General features: G+C 74.1%; 14 protein-coding genes. 7 read left to right on the plus strand and 7 right to left on the minus strand.

The features are described from left to right. The first annotated feature begins 4 nt into the window (after positions 1 to 4). Positions 5 to 595, plus strand: coding sequence for a TetR/AcrR family transcriptional regulator (locus tag ACZ34W_RS22370; RefSeq protein ID WP_329485989.1), 591 nt, complete (start codon positions 5 to 7; stop codon positions 593 to 595). Between the two features lie 104 nt (positions 596 to 699). On the opposite strand, the gene ACZ34W_RS22375 is transcribed toward ACZ34W_RS22370, so the two are convergent. Continuing rightward, entirely contained in the window at positions 700 to 891 is a 192-nt protein-coding gene (locus ACZ34W_RS22375) for a hypothetical protein (protein WP_329485988.1), read from the minus strand. Here ACZ34W_RS22375 and ACZ34W_RS22380 point away from each other — a divergent pair. Both ACZ34W_RS22380 and ACZ34W_RS22385 read left to right on the plus strand, forming a co-directional pair. Next, positions 890 to 2,215 (plus strand): MFS transporter, encoded by a 1,326-nt coding sequence (locus tag ACZ34W_RS22380; protein ID WP_465606444.1) that lies wholly within the window; start codon positions 890 to 892, stop codon positions 2,213 to 2,215. The two genes, ACZ34W_RS22375 and ACZ34W_RS22380, sit on opposite strands and share 2 nt — an antisense overlap. Further along, positions 2,212 to 2,973: an SDR family NAD(P)-dependent oxidoreductase gene (locus ACZ34W_RS22385; RefSeq protein WP_465606446.1), complete on the plus strand. Its 762-nt coding sequence runs from the start codon at positions 2,212 to 2,214 to the stop codon at positions 2,971 to 2,973. The genes ACZ34W_RS22380 and ACZ34W_RS22385 overlap by 4 nt, the downstream gene beginning before the upstream one ends. Positions 2,974 to 3,065: 92 nt before the next feature. Here the strand turns inward: ACZ34W_RS22385 and ACZ34W_RS22390 are convergent, their stop codons facing one another. After that, positions 3,066 to 3,335, minus strand: a complete 270-nt coding sequence (locus ACZ34W_RS22390) for a helix-turn-helix domain-containing protein (protein ID WP_329485985.1) — start codon at positions 3,333 to 3,335, stop codon at positions 3,066 to 3,068. Between the two features lie 78 nt (positions 3,336 to 3,413). On the opposite strand from ACZ34W_RS22390, the gene map reads away from it, so the two are divergent. Beyond that, the gene (gene map / locus ACZ34W_RS22395; protein WP_465606691.1) at positions 3,414 to 4,181 is read left to right on the plus strand and encodes a type I methionyl aminopeptidase; all 768 of its coding nucleotides are present in this window, start codon (positions 3,414 to 3,416) and stop codon (positions 4,179 to 4,181) included. A 33-nt stretch (positions 4,182 to 4,214) separates the two neighbouring features. On the opposite strand, the gene ACZ34W_RS22400 is transcribed toward map, so the two are convergent. Together ACZ34W_RS22400 and ACZ34W_RS22405 are read right to left on the minus strand one after the other, a co-directional pair. Continuing rightward, positions 4,215 to 5,216, minus strand: a complete 1,002-nt coding sequence (locus tag ACZ34W_RS22400) for a hypothetical protein (RefSeq protein WP_465606449.1) — start codon at positions 5,214 to 5,216, stop codon at positions 4,215 to 4,217. After that, on the minus strand, positions 5,213 to 6,220 hold the full coding sequence (locus ACZ34W_RS22405; RefSeq protein WP_329485983.1) for an SPFH domain-containing protein: 1,008 nt from the start codon (positions 6,218 to 6,220) through the stop codon (positions 5,213 to 5,215). The genes ACZ34W_RS22400 and ACZ34W_RS22405 overlap by 4 nt, the downstream gene beginning before the upstream one ends. A 181-nt stretch (positions 6,221 to 6,401) precedes the next feature. On the opposite strand from ACZ34W_RS22405, the gene ACZ34W_RS22410 reads away from it, so the two are divergent. Beyond that, on the plus strand, positions 6,402 to 7,442 hold the full coding sequence (locus ACZ34W_RS22410) for a hypothetical protein (RefSeq protein WP_465606692.1): 1,041 nt from the start codon (positions 6,402 to 6,404) through the stop codon (positions 7,440 to 7,442). 210 nt (positions 7,443 to 7,652) lie between these two features. Then, a complete protein-coding gene (locus ACZ34W_RS22415; RefSeq protein WP_465606451.1) occupies positions 7,653 to 10,010 on the plus strand; it encodes a transglycosylase domain-containing protein in 2,358 nt (785 codons plus the stop codon). Positions 10,011 to 10,081: 71 nt separating this feature from the next. Here the strand turns inward: ACZ34W_RS22415 and ACZ34W_RS22420 are convergent, their stop codons facing one another. From ACZ34W_RS22420 to ACZ34W_RS22430, 3 genes are all read right to left on the minus strand, one after another. After that, a complete protein-coding gene (locus ACZ34W_RS22420; protein ID WP_465606454.1) occupies positions 10,082 to 11,353 on the minus strand; it encodes a glycerophosphodiester phosphodiesterase in 1,272 nt (423 codons plus the stop codon). A gap of 187 nt (positions 11,354 to 11,540) precedes the next feature. Further along, positions 11,541 to 11,816, minus strand: a complete 276-nt coding sequence (locus ACZ34W_RS22425; RefSeq protein ID WP_329485980.1) for a hypothetical protein — start codon at positions 11,814 to 11,816, stop codon at positions 11,541 to 11,543. 126 nt (positions 11,817 to 11,942) lie between these two features. Then, entirely contained in the window at positions 11,943 to 12,491 is a 549-nt protein-coding gene (locus ACZ34W_RS22430; RefSeq protein WP_465606456.1) for an RBBP9/YdeN family alpha/beta hydrolase, read from the minus strand. 257 nt (positions 12,492 to 12,748) lie between these two features. On the opposite strand from ACZ34W_RS22430, the gene ACZ34W_RS22435 reads away from it, so the two are divergent. After that, entirely contained in the window at positions 12,749 to 13,315 is a 567-nt protein-coding gene (locus ACZ34W_RS22435) for a DJ-1/PfpI family protein (RefSeq protein WP_465606458.1), read from the plus strand. Positions 13,316 to 13,593 lie beyond the last annotated feature (278 nt).

Consider the following 13,593-nt stretch of genomic DNA (forward strand, 5'->3'; position numbering starts at 1 on the left):
AGACATGGCACGGACCAAGGAATTCGACCCCGACGCGGCGCTCCAGGCGGCCCTGGAGCTGTTCTGGCGGCGCGGCTACGAGGCCACCTCGATGGCGGAGCTGGTCGAGGAGCTCGGGATCGCCCGTGCCAGCATCTACGCCACCTTCGGCAGTAAGCACGAGCTCTACCTGCGGGCGCTGGAGCGCTACGGCGAGCAGCACAATCCGGTGCTGCTGGCCGAGCTCTCGCAGCCCGGCCCGGTGCTGCCGGCCGTCCGCGGCCTGGTCCGGCGCTTCGCGCGGGAGGCCGGCGAGGACGGCGCGGGCGGCCCCAGGCGCGGCTGTTTCGTCACCAACACCGCCGTCGAGCTCGCTCCGCACGACCCGGACGCGGCCCGGCGGGTGTCCGCCAGTCTCGACCACCTGGAGACGGTGCTCACGGCCGCGCTGGTCCGGGCCGAGGCGCAGCGGGAACTGCCCGCGGGGCGCGACCCCGTGGCGCTGGCGCGGATGCTGCTGGTGCTGATGCAGGGCATGCGGGTGATCGGCAAGGCCGGTGACGGCGAGGCCCGTCTGCGGGCCGCCGCCGAGCAGGCGCTCGGCCTGCTGGACTGAGCGCGCCGCCCGGGCCGGCGCCAGGGCCCGGCCCGGGGGCTTCGGGCGGCCTCGCGACCGGCGCACTGTGCTGTCCAAATTCTGGACCGAACGGTCATTATCAACTAGGGGGATTCGATGGCACAGGGGGTTTCGACACCCGCACGGGTGGACTCGCCGGTTTCTCGGCCTGCGCCCGCCCGCGCCACCGCGCGGGCGCCTTCGCGGCCGGCTCCGTCGGCCCCGTCGCCGGCGTCACCGCGGTCGGGGTTCGCCCTGCTCGGTGCCGTGCAGGCGACGCTGATCTTCACGATCATGATCCTCTCCGTCCCGCTGCCCTTGGTGGGCCGGGAGTTCGGCCTCGGCCCGTCCGGCATCCTGCTGCTCAGCGCCGCGTACGGACTCTCCTTCAGCTCCCTGCTGCTGCTCGGCGGCAGGCTCGCCGACCGGCACGGCGGCCGCCGGATGCTGCGGGTCAGCCTCGTCCTGCTGGCCGTCGCCTCGGTGGCCGGCGCGCTCGCCCCCACCTTCGCCGTCCTGCTGGTGACGCGCTTCGCCCAGGGCGTCGGCGCCGCGCTCGCCGCTCCGGCGGCGGTCGCGGTGGTGCGGTCGCTCTTCCCCCGGTCCGCCGACTACGGCCGGGCGATGGCCACCTGGGGCGGCCTCTCGGCGCTCGGTGCCACCGGTGGCAGCCTGCTCTCCGGCGTAGTCACCGCCTGGGTCTCCTGGCGCTGGATGTTCGCCGTGCCGGTCCTGGTGGCGCTGGCCGGGCTCGCCCTCTCCGGTCGCCTGCTCCCTGCTGCCGAGCCGGCCCCCGGCGCACCCCCGGCGCTCGACCTGCGGGGTGCGGCGCTCGCCACCGCCGGTGTCTCCGCGGTCAGTTGCGGCCTGGTCGGGTCCGGGGAGCACACCTGGGGCGAACCCGTGGTGCTCCTTCCGCTGGTGCTCGGCGCCGCCCTGCTGCTCGCCTTCGCCGCCGCCGAACGGCGCACCGCCGACCCGCTGCTGCCGCCCGGCTTCCTCGCCGACCGCCGCCGGGCCGCCGCCCTGGTCGCCGTCATGGCGACCGCCGCGGGCACCGCGCTGGTCTTCCTGATCCTCCCGCTCTACCTCCAACAGGTCCGCGGCTGGGGCGTGCTGGCGACCTCGGCGGCCTTCCTCCCGTATGCGGCGGTCCTGCTGGCCGCCGGCCGGCTGGCCGGACCGCTGATCGCCCGCCACGGACCGGCCGCCGTCACCGCCGGGGGCCTGGCGGTGGCCGCCGGAGGCCTGGCGCTGCTGGCCGGCGTAGGCCCCGCCACTTCCTTCGCCACCGGACTGCTGCCCGGTCTGCTCCTGCTGCCCGCCGGGGCCGGCCCCGCCTTCGCCGGCTCGGCCGTCCTCGCCACCGGGGGCGTCCGGCCCGGGCGCGCCGGTCTTGCCGCGGGCGTCCTGAACACCGCGATGGAGCTGGGCCCCACCGCCGGCGTCGCCGCCCTGATGGCGCTCGCCGCCACCCGTCCCACCGCCGTCGGCGGCTACGCCGCCGCCCTCGCGGCGGCCGCCGCGGGCCTCGCGCTGACCGCCGCGGCGGTCACCCTGCTGGCCCGCTCCCGACCCGCACGACCCCCGTTCACCCACACCGAGGAGTACTCAGCATGACCACGCGCTTCGCCGACAAGTCCGTCCTGGTCACCGGCGGCGGCACCGGCATCGGCCGGGGCATCGCCCTCGCGTTCGCCCGGGAGGGGGCCCGCGTCGCGGTCGCCGGCCGCACCGAGGACCCGCTGGCCGAGACCGTCCGGCTGATCGAGGAGGAGGGCGGCAAGGCCGTCGCCCTCGTCGGGGACGTCGCGGACGCCGCCGACGCCGCCCGGCTCGTCCGGGAGACCGTCGCCCGGCTCGGCGCCCTGGACATCGCCGTCAACAACGCCGGCATCCTGGGCGCGGTGGCACCGATCGCGGACCTCGCCGAGGAGGACTGGCAGCGGGTCGTCGACACCAACCTGACCGGCACCTGGCTCGCCATGAAGCACGAGATCGCCCACATGCGGACCCAGGGCGGCGGCGCCATCGTCAACATCGCCTCCAACCTCGGCGTCCACATGCGGCTCCCGGGCCTCGGCGCCTACGCGGTCACCAAGGCCGCCGTCAGCGCCCTGACCCGCAGCGCGGCCCGCGACCACATAGCCGAGGGCGTGCGGATCAACTCGGTCAGCCCCGGGCCGGTGGAGACCCCGATGTCCAGCCGCCCGGGCGAGAGCGCCGCCGACAAGGCGGACCGGATGAAGTCGGACGTCCCGGTCGGCCGGGCCGGCTCCGTCGAGGAGATCGCCGCCGCCGTCCTCCACCTCGCCTCGCCCGAGTCCGCCTACACCGTCGGCGCCGACCTCGTCCTCGACGGCGGCATCACCGCCTGACACCCGCCCCGCCTGACGCTCGCCCCCCGTGAACGGCCGACCGGTTTCCGGTCGGCCGTTCACGTCCGTCCGGCCCCGCCCGGTGTGCCGTCCTAGGCGGACAGGGCTTCGCCGTCGTGCGGGAGGGCGCAGGCGGCGGCCAGGTCGTCGAGGGAGAGGTCGAGCGCGTAGGCCAGTGCCACGACCGTGAAGAAGGCCGGTGTGGGGGCACGGCCGGTCTCGATCTTGCGGAGGGTCTCCGAGGAGATCCCCGCCACCGCCGCGATCTCGACCATGCTGCGCGTGCCGCGGGCCGCGCGCAGCAGGGCGCCGAAGCGCTCGCCGCGTTCGCGTTCCCGGGGGGTCAGCGGAGTCCTCACCATGCGCCGATCCTAGACCCGACTGGACCGTGATAGATATACCGGTATAAGAATTGGGTGGAGATGCGGGAGGGCACGGCCATGGTGGAACTCAAGAACGACACGGCGCTGGCGGCGATGCGGGAGGCCGGGCGGGTGGTCGGCGAGGCGCTGGCCGCCGTCGAGCGGGCGGCCGCGGTGGGGGTGAGCCTGCTGGAGCTGGACGAGGTGGCCCGCGGGGTGCTGAGCGGGGCGGGCGCGGTGTCGCCGTTCCTCGGGTACCGGCCGTCCTTCGCGCCCGTGCCGTTCCCGGCGGTGATCTGCGCCTCCGTCAACGACGCCGTGGTGCACGGCATCCCGGACGGCTACCGGCTGCGCGACGGTGACCTGGTCAGCATCGACTGCGGGGCGGTGCTGGACGGCTGGGCGGGCGACGCCGCCGTCAGCTTCGTCGTCGGGACGCCCCGCGCGGAGGACGCCGCGCTGATCGACGCCACCCGGCGGGCGCTCGAAGCCGGGATCGCCGCTGCCGTGGTCGGCAACCGGACCGGTGACATCGGGCACGCGATCGCCGCGGTCGCGCGGCGGGCCCGCCGGGGGGTGCCGGAGGGGTTCGGCGGGCACGGCATCGGGCGCCGGATGCACGAGGAGCCGTCGGTGCCCAACGAGGGCCGCCCGGGCCGGGGTTACCCGCTCAAGCCGGGGCTGGTGCTCGCCATCGAACCGATGCTGACCGGCGGCGGCCGGTCCGACTACCTGACCGACGAGGACGGCTGGACCCTGCGGACCACCGACGGCAGCCGGGCCGCGCACTTCGAGCACACCGTGGCGATCACCGAGGAGGGACCGCGCATCCTGACCCTGCCGTAGCGCCCTCCCGGGGCCGTCGTCGCCACGCCCCGCTCAGCCGAGCAGCCGTAGGCGGGTCGCGGCCACACCGAGCCGGATGCTCTGCCCCCAGGTCAGCTCCAGCGCGTCCGTCTCGATGCCGTCGCCGAAGGCGACCAGCCGGTCCGACTCGACGGTCAGCACCAGCCGCCGGCCGCCGTCGAGCACCCCGTGCACCCGGCTGGTGCCGGTGGCGGGGGAGGGCCAGGCCTCCCGGACGAACCAGGCCAGCGCGGGCGCGGCGGCCTCCGGCAGGGTCAGCGGGCCGCCGCGCTCCAGCCAGGCGGAGCGGCACCAGCCGGTGGCGCCCGTACCGGTGCCGACCAGCACGCCCGAGGAGGCCTGCGGCTCGGGCGGGGCGGACCGCGGGCGGTCGGCCGTGCTCGACGGGACGGACCGGCTCGAACTCCGGCCGGTCGTATCCCGGCCCCCGCCCCCGTCCGGCTCGCCCTCGCCCGGCTCGCCCTCGACGGCCAGCCGGTACCGGGCCGTCTGGTGCCCGGGCTGTCCGACGTACACCTCGTTGAGGGCCAGCAGCCGCTGGGTGTCGTCCGCGACCGCCTCGACCATGGTGCGCTCCTCCAGGTGCCGGGCGCCCGAGCGGGCGACGGCGGCCGGCAGCAGGGCGGGCAGCGCGTCGGCGCGGTGGCGGACCAGGACGCCGGGGTTGCGGCCGGGGTCGGCGTCCACGCCGATCACCGGCTGGCCGTCCAGGTACTTGGCGACGTTGGCGACCAGCCCGTCCTGGCCGACCACGACCACCACGTCCTCGGGCTCGAACAGGAAGCGCGGCAGGTCCGCCCGCTCGACCCGGCTGCGCCGCCACTCCAGCGGCACCGCGGCCGCCGCCCGGGCGAGCGCGTCGGCCTGCCGGCGGTGGCGCTCCTCGGCCTCGGCCATCGACCGGCCGCGGGCGGCGAGGAAGAACGAGGCCTGGCCGGGCGTGCCGTGGTGGGCCAGGAGCTCCTCGTACTCGGTGCGGCGGTGCACCAGGACGGCCCGGGGTGCGAGGGTCACTGGTCGCCCGCGCTCTGGGAGAGTCGGCTGAGCAGCCCGGTGAGCAGGTCCGGTGTGACGGTCATGTTCTCGATCCGGGGCAGGTGCTCGGCCAGCCGCATCAGGGCGAGTGCCCGCAGCACGGCCGGGTCGGCCTGCTGGTGGGCGGTGAGCCAGGCGGCCTCGGCGGCGGCCCGGGCCTCGCCCAGCGCCCGGGCGGCGTCCGCCTCGGCGGTGGCGAGCCTGGTCCGGCGCTCCGCCTCGGCCTCGGCGCGGACCCGGTCGGCGACCGCCTCGTCCTCGGCCTGGAGGCGCCGGTTCGCGCCCTGCTGGGTCAGCAACTGCTTCTCTCGCCGGGCCAGCTCGATTCGGTTGGCCAGCTCGTTCTCGGCGATGCCGCGCTCGTGCTCGACGGCGACCGCGCGCCGTTCGAAGGTGGCCCGGTCGGCCTCCTGCTGGACGAGTTCACGGGCGGGGGTGCGCAGCGCGCGCTCCACCTCGGGCTCGGGGCGCAGCGCGACCACCCGGACGGCGATCACGGCGAGCCCGGTCTCGGTGATCCGCGGTTCGGCGGCGAGCCCCTCGGCCATCCGGTCGCGGACGGCGCTGACGCCGTCGGCCAGCGCGGCCGCGAGCGGGGTGCGGGCGAGCAGGCCGAGCGCGTGCTGCTGGGCGGTCTCGGTGAGCAGGGTGGCGAGCTGGTCGAGCGGGGCGGCGCGCCAGGCGCCGCTGTCGGGGTCGAGGCCGAAGTCGACGCGGGCGGCGGCGACGGCGGGTTCGGTGATCCGGTAGGTGAGGGTGGCCTGGACGGTGACGTCCTGGAAGTCGGAGGTCCGGGCGTGGAACAGCATGGCCAGCTCGCGGTCGTCCACCGGCACCTCGGAGAGGGCGGCGGTGAGCGGCCGGAACCAGAACGCCAGGCCCGGGCCGTCGTGGACGACCTTGCCGCGGTTCAGGTGCCGGATGTGGGCGGTGGGGACGGCGCGCAGGTGGCGCAGTCCGAAACGCTTGGTGATGTCGGCCATGGGAGGTCCCTTTCCCCTTTTCGTCACTCCGACGATATTCGGCGGCGGTTGATCTCGTCAAGATGACGAGAAGAAGGGAAGGCGCCTGGCCCGACTGTCGTGGGAGGATCGCCGGGTGCTGAGGACGCGAACGAAAACGCGGCGGGGTCCGGGCCGGGGGGCGGCCCGCGCCGCGGCGGCGCTGCTCGCACCCGCCCTGGCGACCGCCGCCGCCCTCGGGACCGCCGTGGTCGCCGCACCGCCCGCCCGCGCGGCCGACCGGCCCGGGCAGGCGTTCACCATCTCCGACCCGCGCATCACCGAGTCCAGCGGCCTCGCCGCCAGCCACGCCCACCCCGGCGTCTACTGGACGCACAACGACAGCGACGACGGCCCCTACGTCTACGCGGTGGACTCGCAGGGGCGCACCGTCGCCACCGTCACGCTGCGCGGCATCGAGCCGCGTGACGTGGAGGCGATCTCGATCGGCCCGGACGGCCGGATCTACGTCGGGGACATCGGCGACAACCTCGGCGGCAAGTGGCCCGAGGTCTGGATCTACGCCTTCGCCGAGCCCGCCGAACTGCGCGACCAGACCGTGGAGACGGTCCGCTACCGGGTGCGCTACGAGGACGGCCCGCGCGACGCCGAGGCGCTGATGGTCCATCCGGTCACCGGCCGGGCCTACATCGCCAGCAAGAAGCAGGGCGGCGGCGGCCTCTACCAGGGGCCGGAGAAGCTCTCCACCGCCGGGGTGAACACCTTCCGGCGGATGGTCGACGTCCCCTGGATCACCGACGGGGCGTTCTCCCCGGACGGCACCCGGCTCGTCCTGCGCGGCTACTTCGACGCCACCCTCTACCGCTGGAAGGACGGCGCGCCCGTCAAGCTCGGCCCGCTCTCCACGCCCTTCCAGCGCCAGGGCGAGTCGGTCACCTTCACGGTGGACGGCCGGGCGCTGCTCTACGGCACCGAGGGCAAGGACAGTCCGGTCTGGCGCTCGCCGCTCGACGACGACCAACTCCCGGACACCGTCCAGCCGCTGCCCTCGGCCGCGCCCTCCTCCGGTGCGGCCGCGCCGCCGTCCGGGTCGGCGGCCGCGGGCGGGGCCGACGGGTCGTCGTCCTCGTCGTCCTCGTCCTCCTCGTCCGAGGGGCCGTCGGACCGGACGCTCGGCGTCCTGTTCCTCCTCGCCGTGGTGGGGGCTGTGTTCGGCCTGCGGAAGAAGCGCCGCGGCGACTGACGGGCGGAGCCGGCGGGTGTGTCGGGGTCCGGACCCCGGGGGCGGCCGGCGAGACGGAATCACCGTGGACGAACGGTCCTTCGGGCTTCGGGGCGCCGGCGGGGCCGGGTGGCCGACCGGCTCCGACGGGGTGAATCTGTCGCCGATTTGTGACAAAGCTTGGCCAACACCCGTCCCATGCAGGGTTTTCGTGGACGTAGTGTTCCGCCTATGTCACGGAAGAGTCGCCGTATCTCCTCCCCCGACCCGGGCGACACCTGGGTCCCGCGCACCCGGCGCCGCGAGAGTCCGCTCGCCATGGCGGGTCACGCGGTGAAGTTCCTCGGCTACAGCACGCTGGCCGGCGTCCTGCTGGCGGGCGTGGCCCTGCCGGCGGCCGGCGCGCTCGGGCTGACCGCCAAGAACACCGCGGACAACTTCGACAGCATCCCGGACGACTTCAAGACCCCGCCGCTCAGCCAGGCTTCGCAGATCTTCGACGCGAAGGGCGGCCTGATCGCCAAGGTGTACGAGCGCGACCGCACCGTCATACCCGCCGACCAGATGTCACCGCTGATACGGCAGGCCCAGGTGGACATCGAGGACGCGCGCTTCTACGAGCACGGCGCGGTCGACCTCAAGGGTGTGCTCCGGGCCGCCACCAAGAACGCCGAGAGCGGCACCACCGTCCAGGGCGCCTCGACGCTGACCCAGCAGTACGTGAAGAACGTCAACGTCGAGAAGGCCGGCGACGACCAGGCCGCCGTCCTGGAGGCCCAGCGCAAGACCCTCGGCCGCAAGATCCAGGAACTCAAGTACGCCATCAAGCTGGAGGAGGACCTGACCAAGGACCAGATCCTCACCAACTACCTGAACATCACCTTCTACGGCCACCAGGCGTACGGCATCCAGGCGGCCTCGCAGCGGTACTTCAGCAAGGACGCCAAGGACCTCACCGTCCCCGAGGCCGCGATGCTCGCGGGTCTGGTGCAGAACCCGTCCCAGTACGACCCCAAGCTGCACCCCGTCGCCGCCCAGAAGCGCCGCGACACCGTCATCGACAAGATGGTGGAGAACAAGCACCTCACCGCCGCGCAGGCCCGGGACGCCAAGGCGACCCCGCTGGGGCTGAAGTACAAGGACCCGCAGAACGGCTGCATCACCGCCAACGCCGGGATGGGCTTCTTCTGCGACTACGTCCGGCACGTGGTCAAGCAGGACCCGGTGTTCGGCAAGAGCGCCGCCGAGCGCAAGAAGCTGTGGGACCAGGGCGGCCTGAACATCTCCACCACCCTCGACCCGGACAAGCAGGCCGCCGCCCAGAACGCCGTCACCAAGAAGGTCTACGTGACGGACCCGGTCTCGGCGGCGATCACCATGGTCGAACCGGGCAGCGGCAAGATCCTGGCGATGGCCCAGACCCGCCCCTACGGCCTGGATCCGGACAAGAACCAGACCGTCGTCAACTACAACGCGGACGCGGGGATGGGCGGCGGCAACGGCTTCCAGCCGGGCTCCAACTTCAAGCCGATCGTCGCCGCCGCGGCGCTGGAGGCCGGCCTGCCGGCGACCCAGATCTACCCGGCGCCAAACCGGATGGACTGGCCGACGATGAAGACCTGCGACGGCACCTGGAAGAACCTGGAGAAGGGCAAGAAGGGCGGCTCGATCCCCAACGAGTCCGAGAAGGAGTCCGGCCCGTACGACCTGAAGCAGGCGATGGCCCTCTCGGTCAACACCTACTTCGTCCAGATGGAGCAGGAGATCGGCCTCTGCGCGGTCAAGCAGATGGCCAACAAGCTGGGCGTGGCGACCAAGGCCAGCGGCGATCCGCTCCAGGAACTGCCCGCGCTGGGGCTCGGCACCCAGGAGGTGAGCCCGCTGGTGATGGCCAACGTCTACGCGACCTTCGCCGCCGAGGGCACCTACTGCGCGCCGCTCGCGATCAACCGGATCACCACGGTGGACGGCAAGGACGTCCCGGTCGTCCCCGCCAAGTGCGAGCGGGTGATGTCCGAGGACACCGCCGACGTCATCAACACCGTGCTGCTCGGGGTGACGGAGAAGGGCACCGCGCGCGAGCTCGGGCTGGACGGCGACCGGCAGATCGCGGGCAAGACCGGTACCACCGACGAGAAGAAGTCGGCCTGGTTCAGCGGCTACACCGCCAACCTGGCGGCCTCGGTCTGGCTCGGCGGCCCGGCCAAGGGTGTGCCGATGAAGAACATCCGGATCGGGGGCAAGTACTACCAGGAGATCTTCGGAGCCACCGGCCCGGGCCCGATCTGGCAGCTGGCGATGAACCAGGCGCTGAAGGGCATGCCGCGGGACACCTTCGACACCGTGTACATCCCGGACCCGCCCAAGCGTGATCCGAACCCGAGCGGGAGCCCGAGCGGCTCCGGCACGGCCTCGCCGGGCACCGCCCCGACCGGTGCGGGCGCGCCCGGCGGCCGGACGGCGGACCCGGGGCGGCCGCGCTCGACCCAGCCCGCCGAGCAGCACACCGACCAGCAGACCGAGCAGCACACCGAGCAGACCGGCCGGGGCGACGGCGACCGGCCGGACGGCTCGCAGAACGACGGCTGACCGGACCGGCCGACGGCGGTGCCCCGGACCGCCCTACGGTCCGGGGCACCGCCGGGTTCGGGGGCGGTCGGTCAGTGGACGCCGTTCGCGGCCCAGAAGTCCTGCCGGGCCAGCACGCTGGTGTCGGTCTGGTCGGTGAAGAAGCCGTCCACGCCCAGCTCGTAGAGGTGGCGTGCCCACCCGATGGCGTCGCCGTAGGCGTTCGGGTCGGTGCCGCGGCGGTAGTCCAGCGGGAGGAAGGCGTTCTCGTTGCGGACGGTGTACGGGTGCAGCAGCAGGTTGGCGGCGTGCGCGTCGCGGACCAGCGTGGTCGGCGGCAGGAGCTTGCCGCTCCCGTCCACCGGTGCGATCAGCTGGGTGGTCGGGCCGATGCCGTGGGCGAAGCCGGCCATCCAGCGCAGCCCCGCCGGGGTCACCAGGTCGGCCACCGTGCGCCGGTCCCCGGACAGCACGAAGTCGTACGGCTGGGTGGTCGCGCCGCCCAGCAGCTGGATCCGCGGGTTGTCGACCAGCTTGGCCAGCCGCTGCAGGCTGCTCGGCTCGAAGGACTGCAGGATCGCCCGCCCGCGCCGGCCGGCCAGGCCCGCGCGGCGCAGCTCGTCGGCGAGCCGCTCCTCCAGGGGCAGACCGATCGAGCGGAAGTAGCTTGGGTGCTTGGTCTCCGGGTAGAGCCAGACCTCGCGGCCGAGCTCGCGTCCGCGCTTCCTGGCGAAGTCCGCCAGCTCGCGGAAGGTGAGCACCGGCCACCGGCCGTCGTACAGGGTGTTGCGCTGGCGCTGCTGCGGGAGGCGCTCCTTGGCGCGCAGGGTGCGCAGCTCGGCGAGCGTGAAGTCCTCGGTGAACCAGCCGGTCTGCGGCAGGCCGTCGATGGTCTTGGTGGTCTTCCGGCCCGCGAACTCGGGGTGGTCGGCGACGTCCGTCGTCTCCCCGATGTTGTTCTCGTGCCGGATCACCAGGTGGCCGTCCTTGGTGGGGACGAGGTCCGGCTCGATGACGTCCGCACCGAGCTCCAGGGCGAGCTCGTAGGAGCCGAGGGTCTCCTCGGGGCGGTAGCCGGGCGCGCCGCGGTGGCCGATGACCAGCGGGTGCGGCAGCCGGTCCAGGCCGGTACCGGTGCGGACCGGGGAGCGGGTGCCGGCCGTCGCTCCGGCGTCCGCGCGCCCCTCGGCGGCGTCCGGCTGCTCGTCGGCCGGGGCCGCGAACGCCTCGCCCGCGGTCGCCGCGAACGCGGCCGCACCGAGGCCGGCGGCGCCGGTCGCACGCAGGAACCGGCGGCGCGAGGAGGCCGTGCCGGGTGCGGAGGAATCTGTCGAGCTGCTGCCGTCGAGCGGACGGTTCGTCATGGAGGCTCCTGGCTCGCGCTGGGGGCGGGACGCTGATGGTCGTCGCCCGCAGACTAGGAGCAGCGGCGCCCGGCCGGGTGGCGTTCGGGCGAACTGCGGGCGAAGATCCGCCGTGCACCCGTCAGGAACGCACCCGAGGCGCACCCGGTGCGGGCCGGGTGCGCCCTCGGACGGAGCGGGGGCCGGGTCAGCCGTTGACCTGGCAGAGGGCGTAGGACTTCTCCGCGTGCAGCATCGACTCCAGTTCCGGGTAGCCCTGGGTGCGGTAGCTGTAGTACGCGACGGTGTACTCGACATCACACCGGTTGGCGGCGGACAACTGGCTGTCGGGCTGGTCGGCCACCGTCAGCGGACCGTGGGCCGGGAGGTCGACGCCGGCGGCCTGGGCGGCCCCGGCCCCGCCGGCCAGAACGGCGGCGACGGCGAGCGCGGCGACTGCGAGCGGGCGGGACAGGCGGTTCATCAACTGAGTGTCCTTCCAGAGGAGTCGGTGTGCCCCCGATTCTGCTCCGGAGGGTGATCACGGTCCTATCCCAGAACGGTGGGGGGAGCGCCCGGCTCCCCCCACCTCCCGCCCCTCAGTCCTTGTTCAGAGCTCGGCGAGCAGCTTCCGGCCGTCCGGCCAGTCACCGAGCCCGGAGTCGGCGTTGAGATGTCCGTGGGCGCCGGGCTCCACGTACCGGGCGCCCCACGCCTCGGCGAAGGCGCGGGCACGCTCCGGCGTGACCCAGGGGTCGTCGGTGCTGGAGACCACCAGCGAGGGGAAGGGCAGCCGCTCCAGGGTCACCGGGCGGAAGCCCGCGAGCGCCGGGACGTCGGCGTTGTCGATGTCGGCGGGTGCGACCAGCAACGCACCCCGGACGGCGGCGGTCCGTCCGGCGGCGGCCGCGGCCGCCCAGCGGGCCACCGCGACGCACCCGAGGCTGTGTGCCACCAGGACGACCGGCCCGCCGGCCGCCGCGGTGGCGATCGCGGCATCGAGGGCGGCCACCCAGGCGTCCGGCTCCGGGAAGTCCCAGTCCTCCTGCTGGACGCGCCGGAAGGCCGCCGGGTCGGCCTCCTCCCACCGGGTCTGCCAGTGGGCGGGCCCGGAACCCTGGTAGCCGGGCAGGACGAGGTAGCTGGTGCGGTCCGACATCGTGCGGACTCCCTTCGGGGGCTGACCTGGGCACCAGGGAGTCTAGGGGCCGCCCGGGAAGGGGCGCGTAGGCCCTGGCGACGGCGCACACGGCTCGCCCATGGCGCGTGTCACGCGTCACGCGCCGGGTGTGCGAGCGGTGTGCCCCGTTGCGTCGGCGCGGCCGGGTGCGGGAGGTTGTTCCCGGCCCGCCCCGGCCGCCACCGGCGCGGGCCAGCACCATGTCTGACGACCGATCACATGGAGGGATGTCGGCGATGACATCGAAGGTCCTGCTCGTCACCGGTGATGCCGCGGAGTCGCTGGAGGTGTTCTACCCCTACCAGCGGCTGCTGGAGGAGGGCTACGAGGTCGACATCGCGGCGCCGACGAAGAAGCGGCTCCAGTTCGTGGTCCACGACTTCGTCGACGGCTACGACACCTACACGGAGAAGCCCGGTTACACCTGGCCCGCCGACCTCGCCGTCGCGGACGTGGACCCGGCCGAGTACGTCGCCCTGGTCATCCCCGGCGGCCGTGCCCCCGAGTACCTGCGGAACAACACCGACGTGCAGCGGATCGTCCGGCACTTCTTCGACGCCGACAAGCCGGTGGCGCAGATCTGCCACGGCCCGCTGATCACCGCGGCCGCCGGCGTGCTCTCCGGCCGCCGCAGCGCCGCCTACCCGGCCCTGGAGCCCGACGTGGCCGCCGCGGGCGCCGAGTACGTCGACGGCGAGGCGGTCGTCGACGGCGTGGTCGTCTCGGCCCGCGCCTGGCCCGACCACCCCGCCTGGATCCGCGCCTTCATCGAGGTCCTCCGGGTCAAGGCCCCGCTGGCCTGACCCTGACGGACCCAGGGGCACCCCTCCGCCCCAAGGCGGAGGGGTGCCCCTCAGCCTGTCAGGGTCCTGTTCCGCCGGTGGGTGGAGCGACACGCCGACGGAAGATCGGACCAGCGGTGGAGAGGCTCGGGACCTGGGTCGGACGTGTACGTCTCCCCCCGCTGTCAGAGTGTCAGTCGACAGGACCGGGGCGGATGTTGTGGAAGGTCCGCCCGTTCGGACACCGGAGGGCGGCGGCATGACGGGAACGACGAGGGATCGGGCGGGCCGGGCGGAGT

The sequence above is a fragment of the Kitasatospora sp. NPDC022856 genome (assembly GCF_055561235.1).